The following is a 26781-nucleotide window of genomic DNA, read 5'->3' on the forward strand; positions in this document are numbered from 1 at the left end:
CGGAGGATTATCATGAAACCATGTTGTCTCCCCATCATTGCTCTTAATTACTACGCCATGATCACCAACAATCACCCCATAATCACCATGAATAACAATCCTGTAAAGATTCTCTTTTGTATCAAGAGAATCTTTTTCCCAGCTTCTTCCTCCATCGCCGGTTTTAAGAATAAATCCATTCTGACCTACCGCCCATCCTTCTTTCTTACTTTTGAAAGAAACCGAGTAAAGGGAAGGCAACAAGCCAATTTTTGATATCAGCCATGTCTTTCCACCATCTGAGGTATGAAGAATGGTGCCCGAATCACCAACAATCCATCCGGAAAACTCATCCAAGAAAATAACATCATAAAGATTTATGGTTATTATTCCTCTTTCTATCAGGGCTTGCGGTAAAAAATTCAACAAATCTAAAGAAATTACTTCCCATGACGTCCCTCCATTATTGGTTTTTAAAATCGAACCTTCAGCCCCAACTGCGAATCCTTCCTTTTTGTTAATAAAGAAAACCTTAAGGAGAGCAGTATCTATATCGGAGGTTTGCCTATCCCAACTTTTGCCACCATTATCTGAATGTAAAATTAAACCTCCGTCTCCTACTATCCAACCCGCATCTCCTACAAAAAAGATATCTTTAAATGCTCCTTCTTTTAATATAACAACCTGCTTCCAATTTTCTCCTCCGTCTGATGTCATTGCCGCAAGCCCCATATCGCCTACTATCCAACCTTTGTTGTTATCTATAAAATGGATTCCGTATGCTTTATCCCTTGGGCCAAATTGAAAGTTGTCAGACTCAGAAGCATTACAGATAGAAACAAAAGAAAAGCATACCAACAGGCACAGCAATAAAAATCCCTCGCCTTTGCAACACCCGCTAAAAAGTTCTCGTTTATTTTTCTCCTCTTTATTCAATCCCACCCCCCCCTAAAATATCCCTATTTTCTGGTACCGGTTTATAAATCCAGGCCGCTTATAGATAAATTATGCTGTGATTACTGCAATGGTGTGATGTGAAAAATCATTTCAGCTCATATTCCCAATAATCTATTTCTCCTAAATGCCAAAGTGCAGAAGTACAGTTGATATCAACAAATCTCATATAGGATTCAATGCAAGGAAGTCCTGCCGTCTTTCTCACCTCTTCGCCCAATTTACGCATAGCAACAATCTTTTGACATAGTTCTTCCCTTAAAAGTTCTTCCATGATTACCTCCATATCATTCTATTTCTTACATTCAAATTCATCCATTCAAAATTGACAAGATTACTTAAAACTAATTTATTTACGGTGGTCAAAAACCCGTTTAGCTTTTACTTCATACCGGGGAAGCGACTTAGGCGGTAATATTTCCACTTTCATGCTCACTCCGATCCTGTAACGTAGCTCATTAGCTAATGTTTTTCTTAGTTTCTCATAACTTGTGGCAGATACGGCAGGAAGAGCTTCTACTTTTACTTCTACCGCATCACCTTCTGTTTCAGTTTTAATATGAATCTCTAAGTTTCCGGAAAGTCCCGGAGTTTCTCCAATGATGGTTTGAATGGCAGTGGGGTACACATTTGAGCCCTTAATAGTCACCATATGATCAGTTCTTCCCAGCACACCATCACGCAACCATACCCAGGTTCTGCCGCAGTCGCAGGTCTCTTTATGCCATTCCACGACATCATGGGTTCGATATTTAATTAAGGGCATTATCGTAGAATAGTTGGTCAGCACCCATTCTCCTTTACCTCCATCAGGCACTACCTTGCCTTTCTCATCTATAACTAGAGGATAAGCAATTGTCTCAGTCAAATGAAGGCGATCCGGATGGGAGGGACAATGCCAGGCAGTGGAACCCCATAGATCAGAAATACCGTACAAATCTATCGCTTTGGCTCCCCATGCTCTTTCGGCAGCTTCCCTGATGGTGGGCAACACATAACCGGGTTCCCCGGCGGAGGTAACAAAATTAATAGAGGACTCCGCAGGGTCGATACCCATTTCCCGGGCTACCTCAGCTATCCGCATGGCATATGTGGGAGTTGCCAACAATACGGTTGGTTTCAATTCCATGATCTGCCTCACCCGTTGCTCGGTAGTTAACCCCCCCGAGGTTATTACTTGAGCTCCCAAGGCTACCGCATCGTAGTAAGCACACCAAAAAGCCATAAAGATGCCAAAAGGAAAGGCCACGAAGAATACATCCGTAGGACGAATGCCGTGCGCCCACCATTTAAACACCCAACCGGTACTTAGCATATCTCGATAAGATCCGACCTCCTTTAAAGGGATTCCCGTGGTTCCGGAGGTCTGAAAATAGAAAGAAATATATTCTTCACAATTTTGCACAATACTTCCTCCAAAAGGCGGATTCACACTTTGATAATGAACTACATCCGATTTATCAATTGTGGGGATTTTTTCTGCAAAGTCAGCCAATGTTTTAATATCTTCCGGCTTTACGTGGGATTTATCATATAAATCACGGTACATGGGGATCTTTTCATAAGCATATTTAACCAACTGTTGAAGCCGCCGTAGATGGAGCTGGTCCAGTTTTTCTCGCGGCATGGTTTCCATATACTCATTCCAGTAGAGACTTTCTACAGATAGTTTGCTATAAATCTGCATAGCTTAACTCCTTAATTTTATGTATCTAAAAATTTGTTTCACGGACAAATAATATGGCAGAGCTTCTACAGACGTCGCCTATAATACTGCCCCAATAAATTTATCATGCAATTAGCTGATAGTACTCGAACAGGTATAACATATCGTCATCCATAATCTTGTCTCGAACAAACAAAGTACATTTCCTGTATTCGGTTGCTTCAATGGTTTTCCCCTATATATTTTATTTGCCACCTTCAAGGGGTACAAAAATCTGCATTTTGTTTTGGACTTTTATGGTTAAGCATCCATGATTCAAGACATCATAGCAGAACTTATGATGGATACGTCTGGAGCCAGCGTACGGAATCCACACCAAAGATTTAGGGTTGAAACTATTTTCAAAGATTGTCTACGCTTGTGGTTGAGTTCTAACAAAGCTCGATGTCTATGCGTCTTTCTGGCTTTTGCAAAAGCGGCTTTTGTTACAGTGCTTTTGGGGATATCGGATCGACCAAGTTTCTTGGAAAAGCGATTTGGCTCACTATGGTATGAGTTCATTATAAAACTAAGTAGAAAAGAGATCAGCAGTTGAATAGGAAGGTTTGTTCCATCAGTAAAATTGCTTCTGTTTTGGCAGTGCAAATCTACACAATCATATGAAGTAATAATTATTTTATTAAACACGATGATTTTTGCATAAATATTTAAAAGTAGGCCCCATGCCGACAATAGTAGTTTACCCCTTTTATAATAGTGCTTATCTGCAATAATTGAAGATGAGTATATTATGCTGATAACAAAATAAAGCTTCCCGCCAAAGAGCAGACAGGGTATTAAAGAGAATTAAAATCAAATTTATATTGAGAGGAATGCGTTGTCTCCCCCCAAAACCCCTCTTCCGCGTGTTTAACCCACCATAAGCAGAATAGATATGAAATATCATAATAACCTATTTTATATTATAATTAGGCAGATATAGCATTTACTACTTGCTTAACTTAATAAGAATAAGTTAGAAGTTAAGATAATAATATATGAGCTGCCTTGAATGTCAATGGTACAAAATATGGTAGATAATGGGTAGGTATTTTACCTATTGCTGCAGGCTATCAAGGTATGATATAAGGTTTACAGATCTATTGCTTAATCCAAGCTTTTTTCTAATACTTTTCCTATAGACATCTATTGAACTACTGGCTATCCCTAATATTTCTGCACATTCCTTTGTTGATTTACCATGCCTAACTAGAATTGCCACCTGGATTTCTCTAGGAGTAAAGTTGAACTGTCTTATATTTTTTAGCAGAGGTGTAGCAATTTCATGGAGATGTGCTTCCATGATATCAAGCTGGGATCGCTGCCTTGCTCCTAGACTGCTTTGTTTTAACTGTTCGATATATGGAAGAATAAGATTCTGTATATTTATTAAGAATCTTTCTTCCATGTCATTTTTATCATCTTCCCTTTTCTGCAAGAGAACCTTAAGCGCCATATTAAGTTCCTGAAGGGCGATGTTTTTGTTTTCCAACTCCTCAGTTCGCTCCTTAACTATGTTCTCAAGATGACTCCGATGCTTTTCCAGCTCCTCCTTTGCCTGCTTGTATTCGGTGATGTCGCGTGATATTCCGATGACGCCAATAATCTTGCCTGCCCCATCACGATAAGGCGCCTTGGTCGATTGGTACACACGAAGACCATCGACTGTTGGAACCTTTTCTTCTATCAGGAAGGCTTTTCCAGAAGATATTACAAGCTTGTCATGCTCCATTATGGCGCGTACTACGTCAGGGTTTTCATGTATTTCTTTGGATTCCTTCCCGATAATTTGCTCAGTAGACTTGCCAAGTATTGCCAATGTTGCAGGATTGGCCATAAGCATGCGGCTATCGCAATCCTTTACAAACACAGCATCAGGCGTTCCATCCATCACAGCTTGAAGGATGGTTTTGCTATCGAGCAGTTCTTTCTCCAGGCTCTTGCTATCAGTAACATCACGGCAAAAACAGAAGAATAATTTACGTTTTGACAAATATGTGGCACTAACCTCAACATCAATAAAGGTGCCATTCTTGCATTTAAAGCTCGATTCAAAATGAGCCGAGCCAAATTTAATGATGTGTTTACTTCTCGAAGATATTAGCTCAGGTGAATCATTCACTGCTATCTCAGCTATTGGTATTTTTAATATCTCTTCACGGGTATAGCCCAATAAACGACACATGGCCTCATTCACATCAAGAATCATTGAGTCTTGTACGTGCATTAGCCAAAAACCGTCATGCATTTCACGAAGGATGGCGCTGGCATTTTCTTCACTTTCAAGCAATGCATTCTCGGCCTGTATATGTTCTAATTCAGCTTGTACCAGTTCACGGATTCTCTTCTTTAACAAGGCATTTTCTTTGAGTAGTACTTGGTTAGTTTTAAATGAATTTTCCATCTTATGACTCCAAAGCGGAATAAATGATGCTTGTCTGAAAATTGGATGGCGTTGGTTATCTAATTAAAGCCTGCTGGAGGCTATCGAATACCATGTAATGTCAAATAGAAACTCAGCAGTGCACTTTCAAATATTAGGTTCAGGAAACAAGTATGCCAGATGCTCACAGAATAGCTATACGCTGCGCTTTTTCATCACCTCACGCCTTGTCACTGAGCGCAATCATTTTTTTGAGATAGCTTGTGTAAAAGAATATTTTTTATTGCCCGAACATCTTATAAACAGCAAGCACTAAGATAATAATCCCGATTATAAACGATAGTATTAACTGATCAGTATTAAACTTCATATTAACCATTTGCGAACAGCTATTTTACCCTTGAGCCTTTAACCCTTTTTTTTCAATATCTCTTTCTAAATATTACAGGAAACATATAAGAATATGTCAATAAAATCTATTAGCCCCAAATATTGAACTAACTTGTCAATCCTTTTTGCCTTTATCGGTCTTCCCGATTGATTCAGCAAATTGGCGTATTTTACGAGACTTGCTGATTGCTCTTCCCGCATTGGTAAACGTCTGATCTAAAGCTTGCTGAATCCTTCTACGAGTCCTGGCAGAGATTTCATGTGCCATGCCCAAATTGGTCATATCGCTGGTACCGCTAATGGTATCTGACCAAATTGTTACACCCTGCCGATCTTTCAACACCCAGGAAAGTGCTACAGTCTCACAAACCTGCATAAAAGCATTACTCCTTATTCCGTTTTGGAGAAAATTCTCAAATCTGGGTTCCAGGGTTGCATCAACACCATCCAGTACTTCTAATCGGTTACCGCGAGAAACAAGAACTTCCCGAAACAACATATGTGCCATTTCTGTGGAATTGTTCACAAGTGCCGGCCCGAACTGAACAGTATCCCGGTTGCGCCCAAAAAAGGTGCCAATAGTGGCACCTTTAACGGTCTTTGTCTGGAAATCATCGCTAAGGTGCAGCTGAACAATCATATCAATAGGTTCAGGTTCAATATAATTATTATGATAGCTGAAGCCGGGCTTGGCTATGTAGGTTATTCCACCGCAGCCTCCTGCCGTAACCACCAGCAAACCAACCAAGGAAAGCTGAATTATACGTGCAGGGTAAAAAAGATTTTTCACTGCATATCCTGTGTATTTTTGGTTAGATCCCCACAGACTATCGCTCCATCATTATGAAGATCGTAAAGAAAATTCCAATAAATATTTTCCCGAACCTCATTACCCACCTTTTCAGAAGTATTTCCTGCCATGAAAATCATAAAAAGCTGAATCCATGTCTTCATAGAGTCCTTGTATTCGTATGTCTTTAGCAAATTCCCGTCTTTTTTGAGGTCTACGGTCATTGCATAATCATCCCGTGCGTAGGCAGGTAAAACTGTGAGTGTCAAGCCGGACAAATACCCCGTAATAAAAGCGACCCCCCTATTGCCATCGTTATTCATTGTAAATTCAAGACAGGTTGTTTCTGTGGAACAATCCCCGATTACATCCGAAAACATCCCGCTTGCAACAAGATGATTGCGAACCTTCTCACGAAACATTGAAGACATACCCGGATTGGGGTTTCCGAATGTAAACCACTTAGCGTTAAAACCGACTGTTCCTAGTTGAACCGGTGTGGAAATATCCGACTGATATCGACTTGGAAGATTGTTTCCGTGAAAGGACGCACAACCGCTTCCAACCATTGAAAGAACTACAACTACCATCATCATAAAAAACAAATGAATAGAATTTTTTACCATAGAAAATACCCTCTCTTTCTAAATACGCACTGGCTTTGCAATGCGGAAATAAAACGTTAAATAAATAATCTATTCCCTATCCAACCCGAATTCCGCATGAAGAACACGAACCGCAAGCTCGGCATATTTTTCTTCTATGAGACATGATATTCTGATTTCGGAAGTACTTATTAAAAGTACATTTATATTTTCTCTTGCAAGAACCGAAAACATTCTTGCGGCAACGCCGGAATGGTTCTTCATTCCAACACCTATTACAGAAACCTTGGCGACATTTTCATCAACTAACACAGCTTCGGCGCCTATTTCACTTGCAACTTTATTTTCAATCTCTACTGCCTTTTTAAAATCCGATTTGGGGACTGTAAATGTAAGGTCAGTCAATTTTGCAGCACGGGTATTTTGTATTATCATATCTACAAGTATCCCGGCATCAGCAATCGGAGAAAATATTTTTGCGGCAATACCCGGCTGATCGGGAACTTTTTTCAAGGTAATACGTGCTTCGTTTTTACTGTGTGTTACACCGGATACGACAAGTCTTTCCATATCCGCAGATTCATTTACTACCATAGTTCCCTCCTCAAATGAAAATGATGATCTAAGATGTACAGGCACATAATATTTTTTCGCAAACTCAACGGATCTGATCTGTAAAACCTTTGCTCCAAGGCTGGACATTTCAAGCATCTCGTCATAGGATATCTTATCAAGTTTTCTGGCCTTTTTACATATATTGGGATCAGCAGTATATATTCCGTCAACATCGGTATATATTTCGCACATATCGGCTTTAAGCGCTGCAGCTATAGCTACGGCCGTTGTGTCCGAACCACCACGGCCAAGAGTTGTCAGATTTCCATAAGAATCTATACCCTGAAAACCTGCAACAACTACTATCATTTTCTGACCAAGATATTTTTTGATATTATCTACATCGATTCCGGCGATTCTGGCGCTTCCGAAATCGCTGCTGGTCTTAATTTTAATTTGATGGCCAAGAAGTGATACAGCTGGGTAATTCATACCCTTTAACATCATGGCAAGAATAGCAACCGTTGTCTGTTCTCCCGTGTTAAGAAGAACATCAAGCTCACGTTTATCAGGAGCATAAGAGGCCTGATTCGCCAGATTAATAAGATTGTCGGTAACCCCTGACATCGCTGAAAGGATTACTACTACGTCGTTTTTTCCATCAAAGGTCTTTGATACGCGCATCGCCACATTGCGTATACGATCAATATCACCTACCGATGTTCCACCATATTTTTGTACAATTAAACTCATTTTATCCTCATAAATCGTTTATAAGACCGGCGGCATCATCTCCGTGGGCGGTTATATTAATTTTTCTTATATCATCACCCGTTATTTCAAAGTGAACTGCCAAATATTTATCCGGAAAATCATTTTTTAATAAGTCGGGCCATTCAATAGCAAAAACCCCGAATCTGTCAAGTATTTCATAAAGCCCTGTATCAAAAATATCGTCTTCATCTGCTAAGCGGTATAAATCAATATGAAAAAGGGGGATTCGCCCCGGATATTCATGAATTATCGAGTAAGTCGGGCTTGTAATATAAAATTTTTCCGGGATTTCAAGCCCTTTGGCAAGACCCTGAACAAAGGATGTTTTTCCGCTTCCAAGCTCTCCTGTCAATGCAAGTATGATTTTATCTTTTATTTTTTTCCCTATTTTTTCTCCCAGACTTTGAGTTTCCTCACAGGAATTTGCAATAGTATCTGTAATCAGATTATCACCATTCAAGTTCATACTGTAGCCTTTTTCATAAATTTTCTTAAATTCCTTTAGCATGAATCCCTATTTGTGCGGGTAGAATATTTAACATATCGGATGCGATATAGCCAAAAGGCCCCATGTTTTCAAAAAGAGAATCTCCGGCAGCACCATGAAGATAAACACCCAGCTTTACAGCATCTTCAGCCGGATAATTCTGAGCGGCAAATCCGACAATAATGCCGCTTAAAATATCTCCCATACCACCGGATGCCATACCCGAATTTCCGGTTGAATTTATAAAAACTCTGCCATCCGGATGTGCAATTACAGTTCCGGCTCCTTTTAATACCAGATGAACTTTAAACTCTGTAGCAAATTCGCGGGCACAGGCAACCCTATTTTTCTGAATCTGTGAAACAGTTAAACCTGTTAGTCTTGACATCTCACCTGGATGTGGAGTCAATATAACAGGCAATTTAAGCTTTTTAAGCGTATCTGTTTCTCCGGCAATAAGATTCAGACCATCTGCATCAATAACAATCGGAACCTCTATTTCGTGAAGCAATCTTAAAACAAGTTTTTTGGTAGAAGGATCGGTTCCAAGACCGGGGCCAATAGCAATGCATTTCTTGCCGGAAATATTGTGCATAATAGCATCGAAAGATGATTCGGAAAGAAACCCTTCGGAATTCTCCGAAAGGGCACAAGACATGGCTTCAAGAGTTGTTGATTCAATCACGTTATTAAGACTTTTGGGCACACCAAGCGTCACAAGTCCGGCACCTGCTCTCATAGCAGCCATAGAAGTCATAGCTGCCGCTCCGGTTTTTCCTGGAGAGCCGCCAATAATAAAAACATGGCCTGTACTTCCTTTATGAGCATCTTTTTTTCTCGGTTTTAAAATAGTGTTTATCTTCTCATGTGTAAGAAGATATTGTTTCGGACCTATTTTATCGGCAATAAAAGTAGGAATACCAATATCTATGATTTCAACTTCACCCGAATGGTAAGCACCGGGATAAATATAATGCCCCAATTTGGCATACCCAAAAGTTGCCGTAACAACAGCATGAATACATTCACCATGTATCTGACCATTGTCCGAATCGATTCCTGAAGCAATATCAACCGCAAACACTGGTTTATTAAGACTGTTTATAAACCCTATCACATCTTTAATATATCCTTTAATATCGGATTTCAGACCCGTCCCAAATATAGCATCAACCCATACATCTCTGTGACGCATAGAATTCTGATTCGCAACAAATGTATCTTTGTCCGTAATCTCAATAACAGGAATACCAAGCGGATATAACAACTCAAGATTTGCAAGAGCATCACCTTTGACAAGTGATGCCTTTGACAAAAGACATACACTTACGTCAAAGCCTTTTTGCAAAAGCCGTCTTGCTATAACAAAGCCATCACCGCCATTATTTCCGCGCCCGGCTATAATCCCGACTTTTTCGGTGCCCTTGATGCAGATTTTATCAAGAAGTACTTGCGTTGCACCGCACCCTGCGTTTTCCATGAGCACTCTGCCGGGAAGTCCGAAATCTATAGTACTTTTATCCATCTGCTGCATTTCACTTGCTGTTGTTAAATACATTTTAGCTCCAAAAAAAATACACTAAATAATCATGACTTAACAAAAATACCACAAACCGTCATACCGGCGAAAGCCGGTATCCAGAACATTTTGAAACACTGGATTCAGAATCAAGTCCTAAATGACAAAATTGGGATTTTACGTCTCTTACATTTTTCTCTTGTCGTTAAATATATGATTTGAAATTACTACTTTCTGGATTTCCGATGTTCCCTCGTAAATTGTAAAAACTCTTGCATCCCTGTAAAATCTTTCAACAGGGTATTCTTTAATAAAGCCATAGCCTCCATGCATCTGCAATGCTTTTGCCGTAACGCGATTTACCATTTCGGAGGCAAACAATTTTGCCATGGAAGCCTGAAGAGTATAGTTTTCACCTTTGTCTTTTATGGCTGCTGCTGAATACATTAACTGGCGCGCAGCTTCAACTTCGGTTGCCATTTCAGCAACCATCCACCGAAGACCCTGAAATTTCGATATAGTCTGCCCGAACTGTTCACGTTGGGTTGCATATTTTACTGCTGCATCAAGCGCTGCCTGGGCAACACCGACTGATTGGGCCGCAATTCCAATTCTGCCACCATCTAAAGCCGACATTGCTATTTTAAAGCCATCGCCTTCATTACCAAGAAGATCACTCTTATGTACCCGGCAATCTTCAAATATGAGATCACAGGTATCGGAACCGCGAAGCCCCATTTTATCTTCCATTTTGCCGACCAATAATCCAGGAGTATTCTTGGCCACAATAAATGCACTTATGCCCTTGTGCTTTTTTGCCGGATCAGTGTTTGCGGTAACTATTGTAAGTCCTGCATTTTTACCGGTTGTTATAAACCGTTTGGTACCATTTAATATATAATAATCACCTTTTTTTACCGCCGATGTTTTCTGGCTTACCGGATCGGAGCCTGCCTGTGGCTCCGTCATGGCAAAAGCACCTATCATTTTTCCTGATGCAAGAGATTTTAAATACCTTATCTTCTGGTCATCCGTACCATAACGCAAAATACTTTCGCATACTATGGAATTATGAACAGACATCACAACCGCAGTTGAAGCACACGAGTATGCAATTTCCGAAAGCGCAAGAACATAGCTTATGGTATCAGTACCCGAACCACCAAATTCAGCCGGAATCATCATACCCATAAGTCCGAGCTCAGCCATTTTTTCGAAGTTTTCAGCCGGAAACTCCTTGCTCAGATCACGCTCCATAGCTGTAGCAGCAACAAATTTGCGTGAAAACTCCCTTACCATGTCACGGATCATCAATTGTTCATCTGTAAGAAAAAATGGCATTATATTTCTCTTTAAATATAAGTTTTTTCCCAATTGCTTGGGAAAAAGGGGTCCAGGATTCGAGGAGTCAAGGGTTCAAGTGTTGTTTCTCTCCCATACTCTTCTGCAATATAGTTCTTTCCAACTCATTAATTCTTTGTAATTTATTTCATTTCGCTCGAATCCTTGAATCCTTGACCCCTCGAACCCTTATAGGCTCACCGATACTATTACGAGTGATCCTAAATCATGGCCCGTAAATTACTACAAGAAGTTCAGCAATTTCTTTGCCGATATTTTTCAGCATATGCCTTATCCCGGAATTAAAATGGAGTGAATCACCTTCTGAAAGTTTGTTTATATGTTCTCCTACAGTCACCTCCACTTTTCCTTTAAGCACATACACAAATTCTTCACCTTCATGATGATAGCTTACACCTTTATGCTCCTGCAATGGCTCAATAGTTACCTTGAAAGCTTTTAAATGCTTTTTTTCCGCACCCGGTGTAAGAGTGTTATAAGCGTAATTTTCCGTTCGTTTGGTGTAGTCTTTACTACGTTTTTTTAAAGCCGATTCCTGCTCTTTAAGGAAAAACCCCGAATCTATTTCAAGGGCTTTTGCAATCTGGAGAAGTGCTCCGACAGGAGGAAACACGCTACCTGCCTCAATATCTTTAAGATAATCTATTGAAAAACCAGTTTCATTTGCTATCCGGTCAAGAGCAACCTTTTTTTGGGTTCTGATTTTCTGGATTTTCTTTCCTACTCCAACTGTAGAATCGGCTTTTTTTGTACTCATAGCATACCCTTTAATAACTACTCAGGTTATTAGGTTCACAGTTAGTTGCCAAGCCTCAATATCTTAAAAACATTCGATATTCATCGCACTTTAACCTTGAACAGTGAACAAAGGAACTGTGAACCTGAATACTTACAACTTTTATTTGTATTCGTAAAAACCCCGCCCCGTCTTTTTCCCAAGCCATCCTGCTTCTACATATTTTCGAAGCAGCGGACATGGCCTGTATTTAGAGTCTTTGAATCCGTCATACATTGTTTCCATAATAGCAAGACAGGTATCAAGTCCAATAAGATCGGCAAGGGCAAGAGGGCCCATTGGATGATTCATCCCAAGTTTCATAACAGTATCGATATCTTCTTTTTTTCCAACTCCATGATAAAGGCAGAATATAGCTTCATTTATCATGGGCATAAGAATCCTGTTCGCAATAAATCCAGGAAAATCTTCTGAAGCAGCCGGAGTTTTGCCGAACTTGATCGAAAGATCCCATGTTGTTTTATAAGTCTCATCGGATGTTGCGATTCCGCGTATAACTTCAACAAGCTTCATTACCGGCACGGGATTCATAAAATGCATCCCGATTACTTTGTCAGGTCTTTTTGTCTGGGATGCTATGCGTCCTATCGGAATTGAAGAAGTGTTTGTTGAAAGAATTATATTTGCAGGACATATCTTATCAAGGTCTTTAAATATCTGAAATTTTAAAATCTCATTTTCTGTGGCAGCTTCCACGACAAAATCTGCGTCTGCCATATCTTTAAGATCTGTACTTGTTTTAATGCGTTTTAAAACAGCATCTTTTTCTTCAGCAGTCATCTTTCCCTTGTCAACACTTCGGGAAAGGTTTTTTGTAATTGTAGCAAGCCCGCGCTGCACAAATTCATCTTTTATATCATTCATTATAACTTCAACACCGCTCATTGCAGCAACCTGAGCGATACCGTTTCCCATCTGACCTGCTCCGATAACACCAAATTTTTTAATTTCCATTACTTTCTCCTTTATTCTTTTATCTTTTTACAACCAAAGCAACTGCTTCTCCACCGCCAAGGCACAGGGAAACAAGCCCGGTTTTCTTATCCTGTTTTATCATTTCATGTAAAAGAGTAACAAGCACACGGCATCCACTGGCTCCAATGGGATGTCCAAGAGCTACGCCTCCGCCGTTTACATTGACTTTTGAAGGGTCCAGGTCAAGCTCGCGAAGAACTGCAACCGTTGATCCGCTGAAAGCTTCGTTTATTTCATAAAGGTCTACATCTTCTTTTAAAATACCTTCTTTTGCAAGGCACTTCGGAATAGCCCATATGGGAGCAACAAGCACATACTTCATGTCTATGCCATATGAAGCCTGGGCGCCTATCGTTGCCATAATTTTGCATCCGAGTTTTTCAGCTTTTTCTCTTGACATCACAACAACAGCTGCAGCACCATCGCTAATTATTGAAGCATTTCCGGCAGTACCAAGCCCGTCTTTTTTAAAAGCGGCTTTCATCTTTGAAAGCATTTCATAGCTCGTCTCCTGGGGGCATTCATCCGTATCAAAAATCTTAACCCCTTTTCTTGTCTTAACTTCAACAGGAACAATTTCATCCTTAAAGCGGCCTGAAGAAATTGAATGCAATGCACGTCTGTAAGATTCGTCTGCATAACGATCCTGGTCTTCCCGGCTTATGTTGTACTTTTCGGAACATAGTTCATTAGACATTCCCATATGAAAATCATTTACTATATCCCACAGGCCGTCGTTAATCATGTGGTCTTTTAATTTTCCTTCCCCCATACGGTACCCAAAGCGAGCCTTATCAAGGTAGTATGGAGCTAAACTCATGCTTTCCATACCTCCTGCAACAACAACTTCGGCATCTCCTGTTTGAATTGCCTGCGCTGCAAGCATTACTGTTTTTAAGGCTGAACCGCAAACCTTGTTTATGGTAATGCTTTCCGTTTCCCATGGCATATTCGCAAGTACTGCAGCCTGTTTAGCAGGATTCTGGCCGTAACCACATGGCAGTACTAATCCCATCATAACTTCATTAACATCTTTTTTGTCTATGCCAGCTCTCTTAACAGCTTCCTCAATTGCAATAGCTCCGAGCGTTGTGGCTCCTACACTTCCTAAAGACCCATTAAAACTGCCAAGAGGTGTCCTGACAGCGCTAACAATAACAGCTTCTTTCATATCATCTCCTTCATATTTTTTTCTTTTCAAATATAACAAATAAAGCTATTGCCACAACCCAAAATATTGGGACAATTATCCACTGTGATATCCCTATTGTTTCAGGAAGCCCTATCTTTCCGAAATCTTTCCAGGAAAGAATAGTTGATTTAAAAAACGGATATAGTTCTGCATATATCGCAGCCCCGGCAAGCATTCCGATTACGGCAAAAACAGCATGCCAACGCCCTTCTCCTATAGCTCCGATCGAAGTCCCAGGACAAAAACCCATTATTGCCCATCCTGTTCCAAATAGTGCGCCTCCTAGTACTACAGCACCGACATTCATAGGCTTGCGGCTTAATGCTATAATACCGGCATCCGAAAGAAGAAGTATGCCTACCATTCCAACCAATATAGCAGACAACATGAATTTAAATATTGTCATATCCTTTAACAACATGGCACCTACCTGTTTATCAAAACGAAGGACACGACCTTTTTGCAGTAAAAATCCGAATATTACTCCGGTAATAAGCCCCAACCACTGTTCTGTGCTCATTATGCCCTCCTTTTGTAAAACATACCGGCCACTAAAACCCCAATGCCAAAAAACATAGCCAAAGCCACAAGAGAACTTGCCGACAACTGCATCATACCGCTAAGACCATGTCCGCTTGGGCATCCGCTTGCCATTCGTGCGCCAACCATGGCAACAATACCACCCAAAATGGCTCCTATAGCACGTTTGCCTATCGATGGCCCGAAACGCTCTTTCCATCTTGGAGGAACGCTTTCCATTTTAAAACTTTTATCCATTAAAGAAGAGATCAGAGCACCCAGGAAAATACCGATAACAAGCATAAACTGCCAGTCAACCTTGACTTTTGTTTTTATAAAATACTTGTTTAAAGTAACATGATCTAAAGCAATTGCCTTTTCAACAATACCGGCAGCTCTCACAAATGTAGTTGACGCCCCTAAGTAATGGGTCTTTCCAAGTAATTTTGTTGTTGCAATTACCGAAACTATTGCCAATATGCCCAAAAGAGCCCCGGCCAGATACGGGCTCCATCCGCCATCATTCGTTTTAAGCTTCATAAGAACCTCCTTTCTTTAATTACAACAACTACAAGTGTTTCCTTTAGACTTTTCTATCGCTTCCTTACCTTCCTTATACGAATAATATGCCAACCCTATTGCTCCGATTGAATCAACATAACCTATTTTAAAAATCTCAAATAAAAGACTTGATATAAGCAATATTACAGAAAGATACAAACATGTTTTTGTACAATTGGCATCAGCAATAATTGCATCAGAATTAAGTTTCCTGCCAACATCCATTTTTGCCTTCATCAAAAACAACATTGATAAAATGGATACCGCCGAAATTATAATCCCCCATAAAGTTGATACAGGCTTGCTTCCAACATAAATATTATAAATTGATGTTATGGCAAGTCCGATAGCCAATATATAAAATGAGGTGCCGGTTATAATTAACGCATTTTTCTCAAATGAATCTTTTGTGCTGCCATTATTTTTAATCCGGATAATCATATGCAGGATACCAATTCCTGATACTACCTCCACAAATGAATCAAGCCCGAATCCGAATAAAGATATTGTTTCATCTGTAAAGCCGAATATTACAGATACCAATCCTTCTATGATATTGTAGCAGATTGTAATTACTGCCAGCAATAATGCGCGATTTAATAATTTATTGCTGCCAGCGGTATTTACGCCAGCAGAAGAGAGTGCAAATGGTTTCAATTCTTTCATATCCCTTTAGCAAGCGCTTCAAAGCTTGCTTTTGCATCCGCAGAAAGCTTATGAAATTCAGAAAGGTGCCCACAAGGCTGCTCTTCGCATACGGCACAATTTTCCATCCCTTTTTCACGGCAGCATTTTCTTATTTCACACATGCTGCAATGCGCTATAAGCCTTCCGCCTTCGGAAAGGCATCCGTCACAGTTCATATCCTCAGGCTTAAATTCAAATCCATACTTTTTAAAGAAAAATTCAGCCGTCTCTGCCCTGGCATTATCATCATCATTTATAGTAGCTAAAAAAACAGGGCAATTTGAACAAACAAGGCCACAGCAGCCAATAATTTGTGTCATTATTAATTTGCTCCTTTTTCGGATGTTCTGCTTTTAATTAATATAATTAATAAGCTTTTGTGTAAACCCAATTTTGATCTTAGAGAATTTTTTATATTTTGTAAAGAAATGCGTTTGTTATGCCATGAAATAATGCATAGCGACCAAGAGGTTTAAAGTTTATAACAAATATATTTAGTTTGGTAATGATTAGATTTACAGAATTGAATAACAATGGATAGTTGATGATGGTTTTGGCAGGAACCGCGGGTTAATTCCACACTGGCGGCAGAGGTAAGATTAAAAAAATATTCATAATTCAAAATTCCTTGTTCGATATTCGATATTTGCTTTTATAGATAAACTTTCACTCTTATCCAAAAACGGTTTTGGACAAGAGTGAAATCCATTATTCAGGGTTTGGTACCAAGAAGTTTATCTTTTGATTATAAATTGAAATATCTAAAGGTAACTCATCAGAAATTTCACCATCAGATTGGGAATAAATGGCGGGGCCTGAAACCAATAAATTATCCGAGCAAAAATATATACAATCTTTGTTGCGATGGTTAATGTTTAAAATGACAAAAAGTAAAAATTTAATCAGATAATAAAATCCTCCTTTTTTTAATAAACATATATCAAACAACCCTTTATCCATCTTCGCATCAGGTGTAATTTTTAAAAATCCGGCATAATAAATACTTTGACTTACAAGAATGAAGGTTCCCTGGTATTCTTGATTATTAGCTCTTATTTTAATTAAAGGATATTTATATAGGAAGATAGCTTTTATAAACATAAGAAAATATGAACCACGGCCAAACAGCTTTTTCAAGTTATGATTTACACATTTCACAACGTAACTATCTATGCCCACACTTTGCATTAATATAAATTTCTTACCATTACTCTTTCCGATATATAATTGTTTCTTTTCACCATTAAATATTTCATGTAATGCTTTATTTATGTTTTTAGATATTTTATACTCTTTTGCAAATATATTTACTGTACCAAAAGGAAGTACTATTAATACTTTACTATATGAAGAAAGACCATTAATAACTTCATTAATTGTGCCATCTCCCCCACATATTACATAATAATTATAATCGCTAGAAGAATACTCTTTTGCTATCCTTAAAGCATCATTTGACCCTTTTGTATATTCGACTTTGAAAACATAATTGCGTGAAGAAAAATAGTCAAATATAACACTTTCATATTTTCTTACTCGCCCACCACCAGAGAATCGATTTATTATAATTAGATATTTATGCATGGTAAAAACTATAATTGCCTGCCTGTTTATTTCTTTTTATCACGACGAAACAACCTGAAGAAATAAATTAAGGGTAATGGGGTCAGGTCTACATTTGACCTTTAATTACTTTTTCTTTTAAAGTTTGAATCTCTTTTCCTAATTTCCGGCTCATACATAAATGCGATAAAAGCCTTCAACCGCCCCTGCTTTTTAGACGTAATCATTTCAAATATATAATCTTTATACAGCCAATCCCATTTCTTGGCAAATGAAAGATAGCCCTTGTAACTACTCCAGGGATATTCCTCAGGATGTTTTACTATCGCGGCTTTAACAGGGTTTTTATGTATATACCTTACCAACTGAAGCAGATGGCTGTCATTGGAAACCAAAACAGACTTATATCGTCCCCGAAAAAGCGTTCCGTCATATCCATGATGTTTGTTGTATCTTAGTGTGTAGAGGCTGCTTAGGTGTCTCATGCATCTTGAGATATTACCTTCAGGAGTCTAAGAATATGGTAGTGATTGGCCATCATACAATAGGCAGCGATATTGACCTTCCATAGTTCTGTTGCTTCAATTAAAAGATCGAGAAAAAGACCGTAATCCTGCTTATCTGAAAAAAAGTTATTATTTCATTGCAGATATTAACTATAAACTAAAGGGCCAATATCCACCCCCAAGCGGCCCAGCCCCTGCGATCAGGTGCAACCGCCTTGTCATAAGCTCGCACACCTTTTAAAAAATGTATCAACTTGCCGTTTATACGCAATTTTTTCCAGCTTCTTTAGCAGCATATACGCCTTTATCTGCCTCCTTAATTAACTCTTCATAGCTTTTCATGTCAGGCAATCGAGAAGAAACGCCAACACTAATGCTGCCATGCCAAGGTTCACCACCAGTTGATACTCGAAGTTCCGATACGGTTTTACGGGTCATTTCTGCGATATGCTTTCCACCCTCTATATCCGTATTAGGACAGATAATAAGAAACTCATCACCACCAAGGCGACTCACAACATCATCATTTCGCAAGGAATGCTGAAGTGTTTTAGCCAATTGTGAATCGCAATAGCAAGTGGCAGACAGTTAGAGAGCGAATATAAAATCAATCAAAAACCTTACGGTCGAAGATTCCCACTTCTTATAGAGGGAATCTTTAATCCAGTTAATATTTTAGTATATTAACAAAAGTATTAGCCGAAGGCAAGGGCCTCTTCGTGAGAAGTTTGTAATGGTCAAGTAAAAACTGACACCATATTTAAAGATGCTTTTTGACATTGTTCTTTTTTCTTAAGTAAATGGGCTTTTATAACCCAGGAGGAGAGTCGGAGGAAATTCAGGAACATTCTATACTCCTTATGTCAAGCAAAAATGTGTAAAATATAAATTACCACATACGACTTTCATCTCTGCCATTACTTCTAAAATTTCTTTTCTCACATTGCGTATTCTATCAACTATCATTTGTGCTTCGAATACTGCCGCTGAATTTACCGGCAAGCCAACCGAGTTTTCGGCGGCGTCATATATTTTTCTTAACCGTTGAATCTGCCGATCCCCGCGATCTGTCGTTGTGACATTTTGCCTGGCCTATTAAATCAGCTATGTTGGCGCTGTCTTTAGAATCGTTTTATCCCAGCGGCCATCTAAAAGCTGCCTGTTATCCTTTACAGCTTTTCCTCCAACAAGTACTACCTCATAACCATTTTCAATCAGCCAGTTAGCTAAAGGATTATGGTAATTACCTGTTGGCTCCATTCCAAATACTACGTTATTCAGTTGATGCTGATGCATAATAGTAGGCGATATTTAGAAACAAATACCAAGTGGTATTTGCAGTCCCACATTACATGTAATAATGATTTCCAATCCTTCAGAGGTTCTTCCTCCTGCTCCTTTCCAGAGCTTTCCCTGAGGAAGAACCTATACCTTGTTTTCTCCCCCGCCGGAACGGTCGAACCTTTTAGGATCGCACGGGCATAGCCCGTGGTTTAATTAACAGCAATTATTTTTGTCAATTTCGTTCAACAATACATATGTAAAAAATGAACCCGATAATAGCAACAGTCAGAGCGAGAAGCGATATTAATCCCGATGTTAAAAAGCATATTAAAATGGAACTTCTTCAAAAATCACTTAAACAAAAAAAGGGTCCAAGAACGATAAATGAGAAATATCACTTAATCCCTTGAACCCTTTAACAATGAACAACCACCTTTAATTCCCCCTTAGTTAATGGGGGAAAGTGAGTCGTTTAAACCTTTCAAAAAACGCGAACTATTTTTTTTGTTCGTATGCTTTTTCTATCATCTGCCCTTTGGCACCAGGACCTGCTGCTCTTTCCAGTGTATTGGGAGGAATAATTGTAATAGATGTTCTGCATTTTAGTTTAATATGCATTGCATCTTCCAATTCCTTTTTAAGAGCATTTTTATCATCTTCCGAACTAATATCCATTCCACATTCCACTTTGATCTTCATTGGTGGCGGTACACCGGGTCCGGGTTGTTCCAATACTATTCTCATCTCTCCTGTAGTTTTCGGCTCTAATGAACTGACAACATTTTTGATAGCCGCGGGATAGACATTTACTCCTTTTATGATAAGCATATCATCGCTTCTGCCAAGGATCTTGATTCGTGGGAATTTCCATCCGCATTTGCATGTTTCCGTAAAAACCTGAAAGATATCTCCGGGAGACCACTTGAAGAAAGGACGCGCCATCCATTGAAGATTAGTCATTCTGCTTTCTCCAACCATGCCGTCTGTAATATTCCTGATCGGCTCTTTTGTAGTCGGATCAACCAGATCTTCCATAATCAAGATGAAATCACGAGTCAACAAATGCATTCCCTGATATTCATCCAGATCGCATGATCCACCTATATAGCCACCAAAAGAATCATAAAGGCGGCAACGATAGGCATCTTCAATCTTTTTCTTTACAGCCGGTATGGCAGCAGCGGGAGCACCGGAACTTATCAGTCTTGTTAAGCCTAATTGACTTACATCTTTTTTTAATATTTTCGGTGTGGCTTCTATAAGATATTCAATAAGAGGTCCTGTAGCAAGTAATGTCGTAGGCTTAGTTACATCTAACATTCTAAGAATTTTTTCCGTCCCTGCCTCAGCACCTATCGGAATAGGCAAGCATCCATACCATCTTAATGCATGTTCATATATTCTCAGACCTGCAAGATTCGCAGCACCTGCTGCATAAAGGACTCTTTCTCCGGGACGTAAACCCATTTTCCAGAAATGACGCCCTGCCATATGATGATGTATTTCATAATCTTCTTTTGTAAACAAATAGGGAAAAGTCGGCTCACCGGTAGTTCCTGTGGTTGAACCCAGGTGAATTATTTTGTCTATGGGAGCACAAAGATTTGTTCCAAAAGGATGCCCATATTTTTCAGAAGATGCTGTTTGTGTTTCTCTGTCATCAGTTTTTGCAAAATAAAGATTAAGGTTTCTGAAATCATCCCATGTTTTAATATCTTCGGGTTTTACTCCAATTTCATCAAATTTCTTTTGGTAAAAATCCGGAGAATTATCATAAATGTATTTTATTTGTTTTTTAAGTTTTGTCATCTGTAGTTGCCGGAGTTCATCTGCAGGCATATCCTCCAATTCCGCCAACTCTTTATCATAATCAATCATTTCTAAAATCTCCTTGTCTTGTCGATATCAAACCATTTTGACCAAGGCAATTATCATATGTTATTTTTTTACGCAACCAATTTTTCTTTATTTTACTACAATTTATACAAATACTCACCCAATCAAGCATATACCCCTGGAATGACCAGAGGTATATGTCTAACATATCGATTGTATATATCTAATCCGGACAAAACCCGCCGGATTAAAAGATAATTCTATTTTCCACTATTCAAGTTTATAAACTCTCATAGCGTTATCCCTTAATACCTTTTTCTTTATCTCATCTTTTAAATCAAGCTCTACAAATTCCTTCTTGCATCTTGTAAGGCCAAATCCGTTAGTAGCCCACATAACCTTATCCTGCCCTCTTCCGGCCATAAACTTTATTATGTCGGGATGAAGATCGGAAGGATAGTATGCCCCTATGTTTCCGTAAACATTATTGTGTCGCCAGAGCATGGATATCCATTCACTGATCCATGGGAATCCGGTGTGAGTAAGCACAATAGTAAGATCCGGAAAATCCATGGCGATTTCATCAGCATACATGGGATGTCCTGGCTCACTCGGCAATGCCTCGGCTGAATGTCCTACCTGAAAAGAAACGGGTATTCCCATATCAAGACATTTACTGTATAGAGGATACATTTTTTTATCATCCGGCCTGATTCCGTAGCTGATAGGATGAGCAAATACAAACTTGCAGCCATAGGCTTCATAAGCCTGATCTATTTCTTCCAGACTTTCTTTTATTCTGAAAGGGTTCCAGCTTGCACCACCTATTATCCGGCCTTTTGATTTATCGACAAAATTCTTTATTGTTTCAACAGACCAGTTTACCCAGAATGTATGATCGCGCCTCGACCAGTTCTTGGCACATTCCATAAAAATGTACTGCACCCCGATCTTATCCATTTCTTCAACAACACCTTCAACCGAACCGGGGCCCATCATACCGAGAACTTTCCATTCTTCGCCGGGTTTTAATCCCAATCTTTTAGCCACTCCGGCAAAGGTACCCTTTACCATTTGCTTAACTTCAGTTATTTCAAACATCGGCTTGGCTATCTCTGGATCGGCATAAAATGCCCTGCACATACTGTCTACAGCCATGACGTCTTTTAATTCCATCTCATCTCCTCCTTATTTTCTGCTTTTTAACATTAACAGATTCCAGAATATCAAGCACCAACCTGTATATCCCAAACAGGAGCAGTGCCCGGAGGAAGAGCATCCTGGCATAACAATGTAGTACAACTTGGGCAATAAAACTCATGATAAACAAGAAATCTGTCAGTCTGGAGATAATTTGCTCCGATTTCACTTCCTTTGATCTCGGCTTTTAATGCATGATCTTTGTAATTCTGATCATTTCCACAGAATACATGGCCGCATTTCAAGCACTGGATCTTCTTGTCTTTGGTTACTTGCAGGTTTTCATGAATTCTTATGATACCTTCTTCAATCGGAGCACAGTTCAACGCAGGAGCTTTACATGTTGTCGCAGCACGTTCTCTTCTTTTTGCCTTGAGAAGTTCTCTTTGTTTTTCCGTTGCTTCTATGTTTATACCTTCATTTTTGCCTTCAATTATTACACCATATATATCTATTGCATATTCAGGAGTAATTATCAGATTTATAATATCGGCTAAAACTCTTTCAGGTTCACGATCTAAAGGATCTCCATACCCACCTGCGCCTACTCCGTACAGATAGTAAATATCACCCTGGAAAGCAGGTGTTGCGGAAACCATGGTAGGCCATTCTTTTTGATCACCTCCGGTTGCTTTAATATCTTCAATACAAGTAATAGCCTTGCCACTTGCCAGATATGCGTCACTTGTGGTGTTATTGGCAACGTAATTTTTATAAGGAGCTGGCTGATGGCCTCCCCAAAGTCCGGGGCCGCCTGTTGTTTCCTTGTTCCAGCCAAGAATAAGAACCTGAACTCCGGGAGTATTATGAACCTTATAAATAACTTCCATACCTGTACCACCGCGATATTTACCAGCGCCGGCTGAATTTATGGCCTGACGTTTTACAAGATAAATAAAAGGCATGATTGATTCATACATCTCAACATCTCCAGCTATAACTTCCGGTGTTACTGGAAAACAACCCGAATCAACACCGTCAAAACCGGAACCGGCGCCCTGACCACCGCTTAATATATCAAAAAAGACAGTCCCCATAATAAGGCCGTACTGATTGGGACCGCCCCAGGCTATAACCGCTGAATTAGGCGGTGAACAGGCATTTTGATCACCATAATACTCAGGAACACCTACCATCATTCTGGAAACCAAAGTATTTAATATAGCGCAAAGCTGTAAAACATGGAAAGCCGACATGCTGACAGGTGCAGGCCAGTTTGCATTTTCTATACAACCTTCAGGAGCTATAATATCTACAACGTCTAAAACTCCTCTGTTCCACTGCTCCACATAAAACAACCGGGTGCATAAAATTGTATAAACAACACCTACTACTGATTCATAGACCATGTTGGTTGGCCCTGGTCTCTGGGGATCGGAACCGGTAAAATCAACAGTAAGTCTGTCACCCTTTTTGGTCAGTGTTGTAACTATTTTAGCCAGATTGTAGTTTTTGCCGTCATGATCTATATAGGTTACATCACGCCAGACGCCATCGGGAAGTTCTTTAAGTTTGGCCTTGGCATATGCTCTTGTATCATTTATCATCTGCAAAAATATGGACTGCATGTCTTCTTTGCCATATTTGCTAAATAATTTTAATACTCTATCTTTGCCTACGTTTAATCCTGCCACTCGTGCACGACAGTCAAGTGTTATTCCTCCAGGATCGCGGACTGCTCTTTGAAGAAGCATATATGTGTCTTTGCGCTCAACACCTTTATCCATGAGTTTCAAACCCGGAATCCTGATTCCTTCATGAAATATTTCAGTTGCACTCGGACACATTCCGCCGGGCTCTATAGCTCCTACTTCACCGGTATGAAACAGTGCTGAAAGCCAGCCTATCATCTCGCCTTGGTAATACACAGGACAAAAGCAGGTCTGGTCAGGAGCATGAATCCCACCGATGTACGGATCATTAAACATGAAAACATCGCCATCATTTATGCCGGGATTCTCGGTATACCATTCTATAACTTTTCCAATTTGTTTTTCAACACCGCTTATATGCAGCAACAAACCGGCTGAGCTTACTATGGTTTCTCCGTTTGGTTGATGCAGACTGAAAAGAACCTCTTTAGCCTCAGTTACAACCACCGAGCCGGAAACTTTCTCCATAGTGGAACGTCCCTCCCACAAGGTCTGCCATATACTGTGCTTGACAACCTCATAGGTGATGGGATCTATTTTGAAATCACAACTATCTGTACTCATATATTTATTCCTCCTCTACGGTCAAAAATTAAAGTTTTACGATAACCACGTTCATGTACGCATCAACCTCCGCTAATTGATCGGGGAGGATAACCATGGTGGTACTCGGTGTTTCAATAATGGCCGGGCCTTCTATCTTGTTACCGTATTTCAGCTTCCTGGAATCAAAGATATTGGTTTCTACATAATCATTATATTTCCTGAAAAAGGCGGGCCTGGTCCCTTTGATAGCCGGTGAAGAATCGGCAATAGGCTCATAGGAAGCCTTTTCAAGGGAAGGTTTAAGAAGTTTGCTTACAGCATTCAACCTGAAGGTTACAACCTGCATTCCCGCTTCACGGAACCCGGAACCCTTGCCGTAGATTTGCTCGTATCTGCCTTCCCAATCGTTCATAATCTGCCGGACATCCTCGGCATTAAGCTTTTTGGTCGGAGCCGGAATATTAACTTCATGGACCTGTCTGTTATATCTTAAATCCAGCTCACGGTGAAGCTCAACATCTGCTGCTGCTATGCCTTCAAGAGCCATATCTGCTATCGCATGCTTTTCCATTTCTTCAAAAACAGCATTAAGATGTGTTGGATCTGCAGGCATAATATTAACATCTGTCTGGGTATAAACATGAATTACATCAGAACAGGCAATGCCGAATGCCGAAAATACCGAAGACTGAGGAGGAATTATAACCTTTTTAGCCCCGAGATCTTTGGAAAAAGATGCACAGTGCATGGGACCGTTACCACCATATGAAAGAAGTACGAAATCTCTCGGATCATGGCCTTTGTCAATTACTGACTGCCTTAAGTTGTCTGCCATAAATGAATTGATAATATCATATATACCGGCTGCTGCCTGAACCACATCCATGCAAAGAGGATCAGCTATTTTCTCTTTGATAGCTTTGTAAGCTTTATCTTTATTTATGGTAAGCTTGCCGCCGAAGAAATAACCTGGATTAAGATAGCCAAGGACGACATCAACATCTGTTACCGTGGGCTCTTCTCCTCCGCGCTCATAACAAACCGGGCCGGGGGTGGAACCCGCGGAGTCGGGCCCAACTTTAAGGGCACCTGTAACAGGATCGATCCTTGAGATTGTTCCGCCTGCCGCTCCGATACATGTGATATTGATAATCGGGATGGTAACACGAAAGCGCATCATGATAGGCTCTTTCTTGAAAGACCATTCACCGTCTGCCAGAACGCTTACGTCAAAACTCGTGCCGCCGACATCTGTTGTGATTATGTTTTTTTCCCCAAGAATACTGCCCAAATACTTGCTTCCGACAACACCGCCTACAGGCCCTGACTCAATCGTGGAAACAGGTCTTGCGGTTTCCCAACTGGTAACACCGCCGTAAGCATGCATAATTGAAATATCCTGTTTGAGACCGGAATTCTTCAGCTCCTGATTTAGTGAATCAATGTATTCACGAGTAAGCTTTCCTATACAGGCATCAATAATAACAGTCATCGTACGGGCATATTCTCTGAGTTTGGGAGAGATTTCATGAGATACCGCTAAATAAATATCCGGATAATTCTCCTCTACCAGCTTTTTTAATGCAATTTCATGTTCAGCGTTTGTAAAAGACCATAACAGACATATAGCTATAGCCTCACATCCCTCTGCTGCAAGTTCATCAATGGCCTGTTTTGCCTGCTTCATATCAAGGGGAATTACGGCTTTGCCGAAGCAATCCATACGTTCAACTATACCTTTAATCAATGGCCTTGGTACAAGCGGTTCAGGTTTGCGGCATACAGCCTGATGCTTGACTTCATCTTCACTCAAACCGTCTGTTTTTGCACCGGCTCTCATAATGATGGAAATATCTTCATGCCCGGCTGTGGTTAAAAGACCTACTTTTCCGAATGTACGGTTTATAACAGCATTGGTTCCAAGAGTCGTGCCATGACCTACGTAAACCGTACTAGGCAAA

Annotated in this window: 25 protein-coding genes; all 25 read right to left on the bottom strand. The window is 39.9% G+C overall.

From position 1 onward, the window contains the following. Positions 1 to 915: hypothetical protein (locus KKC46_20120; protein MBU1056106.1), on the bottom strand; the 915-nt coding region annotated here is incomplete at its 3' end. 106 nt (positions 916 to 1021) lie between these two features. Next, complete coding sequence (locus KKC46_20125; GenBank protein MBU1056107.1) at positions 1022 to 1207, bottom strand: hypothetical protein; 186 nt, start codon at positions 1205 to 1207, stop codon at positions 1022 to 1024. A gap of 75 nt (positions 1208 to 1282) precedes the next feature. Continuing rightward, positions 1283 to 2620: an AMP-binding protein gene (locus KKC46_20130; GenBank protein MBU1056108.1), complete on the bottom strand. Its 1338-nt coding sequence runs from the start codon at positions 2618 to 2620 to the stop codon at positions 1283 to 1285. A 1075-nt stretch (positions 2621 to 3695) separates the two neighbouring features. Beyond that, the gene (locus KKC46_20135) at positions 3696 to 5042 is read right to left on the bottom strand and encodes a PAS domain S-box protein (GenBank protein MBU1056109.1); all 1347 of its coding nucleotides are present in this window, start codon (positions 5040 to 5042) and stop codon (positions 3696 to 3698) included. Positions 5043 to 5526: 484 nt separating this feature from the next. Next, on the bottom strand, positions 5527 to 6201 hold the full coding sequence (locus KKC46_20140; GenBank protein MBU1056110.1) for a hypothetical protein: 675 nt from the start codon (positions 6199 to 6201) through the stop codon (positions 5527 to 5529). Next, entirely contained in the window at positions 6198 to 6827 is a 630-nt protein-coding gene (locus KKC46_20145) for a hypothetical protein (protein MBU1056111.1), read from the bottom strand. The genes KKC46_20140 and KKC46_20145 overlap by 4 nt, the downstream gene beginning before the upstream one ends. A gap of 69 nt (positions 6828 to 6896) precedes the next feature. Beyond that, positions 6897 to 8114 (bottom strand): aspartate kinase, encoded by a 1218-nt coding sequence (locus KKC46_20150; GenBank protein ID MBU1056112.1) that lies wholly within the window; start codon positions 8112 to 8114, stop codon positions 6897 to 6899. 7 nt (positions 8115 to 8121) lie between these two features. After that, positions 8122 to 8643 (bottom strand): tRNA (adenosine(37)-N6)-threonylcarbamoyltransferase complex ATPase subunit type 1 TsaE, encoded by a 522-nt coding sequence (gene tsaE, locus KKC46_20155; GenBank protein MBU1056113.1) that lies wholly within the window; start codon positions 8641 to 8643, stop codon positions 8122 to 8124. Beyond that, a complete protein-coding gene (locus KKC46_20160) occupies positions 8627 to 10180 on the bottom strand; it encodes an NAD(P)H-hydrate dehydratase (protein MBU1056114.1) in 1554 nt (517 codons plus the stop codon). The genes tsaE and KKC46_20160 overlap by 17 nt, the downstream gene beginning before the upstream one ends. Positions 10181 to 10327: 147 nt before the next feature. Next, complete coding sequence (locus KKC46_20165; protein ID MBU1056115.1) at positions 10328 to 11482, bottom strand: acyl-CoA dehydrogenase; 1155 nt, start codon at positions 11480 to 11482, stop codon at positions 10328 to 10330. 226 nt (positions 11483 to 11708) lie between these two features. Continuing rightward, a complete protein-coding gene (locus KKC46_20170) occupies positions 11709 to 12260 on the bottom strand; it encodes a cupin domain-containing protein (protein MBU1056116.1) in 552 nt (183 codons plus the stop codon). A gap of 141 nt (positions 12261 to 12401) precedes the next feature. After that, entirely contained in the window at positions 12402 to 13253 is an 852-nt protein-coding gene (locus KKC46_20175; protein ID MBU1056117.1) for a 3-hydroxybutyryl-CoA dehydrogenase, read from the bottom strand. Positions 13254 to 13272: 19 nt separating this feature from the next. Beyond that, a complete protein-coding gene (locus tag KKC46_20180) occupies positions 13273 to 14445 on the bottom strand; it encodes an acetyl-CoA C-acetyltransferase (protein MBU1056118.1) in 1173 nt (390 codons plus the stop codon). Positions 14446 to 14455: 10 nt separating this feature from the next. After that, positions 14456 to 14986 carry a YeeE/YedE family protein gene (locus KKC46_20185; protein MBU1056119.1) on the bottom strand — a complete coding sequence of 177 codons (531 nt, stop codon included), beginning with the start codon at positions 14984 to 14986 and terminating at the stop codon, positions 14456 to 14458. Further along, a complete protein-coding gene (locus tag KKC46_20190; GenBank protein ID MBU1056120.1) occupies positions 14986 to 15525 on the bottom strand; it encodes a YeeE/YedE family protein in 540 nt (179 codons plus the stop codon). Before KKC46_20190 ends, KKC46_20185 begins: the two co-directional genes overlap by 1 nt. Positions 15526 to 15540: 15 nt before the next feature. Next, positions 15541 to 16212 carry a cation transporter gene (locus KKC46_20195; GenBank protein MBU1056121.1) on the bottom strand — a complete coding sequence of 224 codons (672 nt, stop codon included), beginning with the start codon at positions 16210 to 16212 and terminating at the stop codon, positions 15541 to 15543. Continuing rightward, complete coding sequence (locus KKC46_20200; GenBank protein MBU1056122.1) at positions 16209 to 16553, bottom strand: DUF3795 domain-containing protein; 345 nt, start codon at positions 16551 to 16553, stop codon at positions 16209 to 16211. The genes KKC46_20195 and KKC46_20200 overlap by 4 nt, the downstream gene beginning before the upstream one ends. 388 nt (positions 16554 to 16941) lie before the next feature. Then, the gene (locus KKC46_20205; GenBank protein MBU1056123.1) at positions 16942 to 17817 is read right to left on the bottom strand and encodes a diacylglycerol kinase family lipid kinase; all 876 of its coding nucleotides are present in this window, start codon (positions 17815 to 17817) and stop codon (positions 16942 to 16944) included. A 101-nt stretch (positions 17818 to 17918) separates the two neighbouring features. Further along, entirely contained in the window at positions 17919 to 18281 is a 363-nt protein-coding gene (locus KKC46_20210; protein MBU1056124.1) for a hypothetical protein, read from the bottom strand. Between the two features lie 282 nt (positions 18282 to 18563). Next, entirely contained in the window at positions 18564 to 18890 is a 327-nt protein-coding gene (locus KKC46_20215) for a GGDEF domain-containing protein (protein MBU1056125.1), read from the bottom strand. Between the two features lie 516 nt (positions 18891 to 19406). Next, positions 19407 to 19598 (bottom strand): hypothetical protein, encoded by a 192-nt coding sequence (locus KKC46_20220; protein MBU1056126.1) that lies wholly within the window; start codon positions 19596 to 19598, stop codon positions 19407 to 19409. Positions 19599 to 20081: 483 nt separating this feature from the next. Beyond that, positions 20082 to 21464 carry a phenylacetate--CoA ligase family protein gene (locus KKC46_20225; GenBank protein MBU1056127.1) on the bottom strand — a complete coding sequence of 461 codons (1383 nt, stop codon included), beginning with the start codon at positions 21462 to 21464 and terminating at the stop codon, positions 20082 to 20084. Positions 21465 to 21692: 228 nt separating this feature from the next. Next, on the bottom strand, positions 21693 to 22598 hold the full coding sequence (locus KKC46_20230; GenBank protein ID MBU1056128.1) for an amidohydrolase family protein: 906 nt from the start codon (positions 22596 to 22598) through the stop codon (positions 21693 to 21695). A gap of 50 nt (positions 22599 to 22648) precedes the next feature. After that, positions 22649 to 24838, bottom strand: a complete 2190-nt coding sequence (locus tag KKC46_20235; GenBank protein MBU1056129.1) for a hydantoinase B/oxoprolinase family protein — start codon at positions 24836 to 24838, stop codon at positions 22649 to 22651. A 28-nt stretch (positions 24839 to 24866) separates the two neighbouring features. Beyond that, the coding region (locus KKC46_20240; protein ID MBU1056130.1) for a hydantoinase/oxoprolinase family protein at positions 24867 to 26781 on the bottom strand (1915 nt) is incomplete at its 5' end.

Source organism: Pseudomonadota bacterium (assembly GCA_018817425.1).
GTDB lineage: Bacteria > Desulfobacterota > Desulfobacteria > Desulfobacterales > RPRI01 > RPRI01.

Coding starts and splice junctions, on each gene's coding strand:
- KKC46_20125 (MBU1056107.1), bottom strand. CDS start 1,207: ATGGAAGAACTTTTAAGGGAAGAACTATGTCAAAAGATTGTTGCTATG.
- KKC46_20130 (MBU1056108.1), bottom strand. CDS start 2,620: ATGCAGATTTATAGCAAACTATCTGTAGAAAGTCTCTACTGGAATGAG.
- KKC46_20135 (MBU1056109.1), bottom strand. CDS start 5,042: ATGGAAAATTCATTTAAAACTAACCAAGTACTACTCAAAGAAAATGCC.
- KKC46_20145 (MBU1056111.1), bottom strand. CDS start 6,827: ATGGTAAAAAATTCTATTCATTTGTTTTTTATGATGATGGTAGTTGTA.
- KKC46_20150 (MBU1056112.1), bottom strand. CDS start 8,114: ATGAGTTTAATTGTACAAAAATATGGTGGAACATCGGTAGGTGATATT.
- tsaE (MBU1056113.1), bottom strand. CDS start 8,643: ATGCTAAAGGAATTTAAGAAAATTTATGAAAAAGGCTACAGTATGAAC.
- KKC46_20160 (MBU1056114.1), bottom strand. CDS start 10,180: ATGTATTTAACAACAGCAAGTGAAATGCAGCAGATGGATAAAAGTACT.
- KKC46_20165 (MBU1056115.1), bottom strand. CDS start 11,482: ATGCCATTTTTTCTTACAGATGAACAATTGATGATCCGTGACATGGTA.
- KKC46_20170 (MBU1056116.1), bottom strand. CDS start 12,260: ATGAGTACAAAAAAAGCCGATTCTACAGTTGGAGTAGGAAAGAAAATC.
- KKC46_20175 (MBU1056117.1), bottom strand. CDS start 13,253: ATGGAAATTAAAAAATTTGGTGTTATCGGAGCAGGTCAGATGGGAAAC.
- KKC46_20180 (MBU1056118.1), bottom strand. CDS start 14,445: ATGAAAGAAGCTGTTATTGTTAGCGCTGTCAGGACACCTCTTGGCAGT.
- KKC46_20185 (MBU1056119.1), bottom strand. CDS start 14,986: ATGAGCACAGAACAGTGGTTGGGGCTTATTACCGGAGTAATATTCGGA.
- KKC46_20190 (MBU1056120.1), bottom strand. CDS start 15,525: ATGAAGCTTAAAACGAATGATGGCGGATGGAGCCCGTATCTGGCCGGG.
- KKC46_20195 (MBU1056121.1), bottom strand. CDS start 16,212: ATGAAAGAATTGAAACCATTTGCACTCTCTTCTGCTGGCGTAAATACC.
- KKC46_20200 (MBU1056122.1), bottom strand. CDS start 16,553: ATGACACAAATTATTGGCTGCTGTGGCCTTGTTTGTTCAAATTGCCCT.
- KKC46_20205 (MBU1056123.1), bottom strand. CDS start 17,817: ATGCATAAATATCTAATTATAATAAATCGATTCTCTGGTGGTGGGCGA.
- KKC46_20210 (MBU1056124.1), bottom strand. CDS start 18,281: ATGAGACACCTAAGCAGCCTCTACACACTAAGATACAACAAACATCAT.
- KKC46_20220 (MBU1056126.1), bottom strand. CDS start 19,598: ATGCATCAGCATCAACTGAATAACGTAGTATTTGGAATGGAGCCAACA.
- KKC46_20225 (MBU1056127.1), bottom strand. CDS start 21,464: ATGATTGATTATGATAAAGAGTTGGCGGAATTGGAGGATATGCCTGCA.
- KKC46_20230 (MBU1056128.1), bottom strand. CDS start 22,598: ATGGAATTAAAAGACGTCATGGCTGTAGACAGTATGTGCAGGGCATTT.
- KKC46_20235 (MBU1056129.1), bottom strand. CDS start 24,838: ATGAGTACAGATAGTTGTGATTTCAAAATAGATCCCATCACCTATGAG.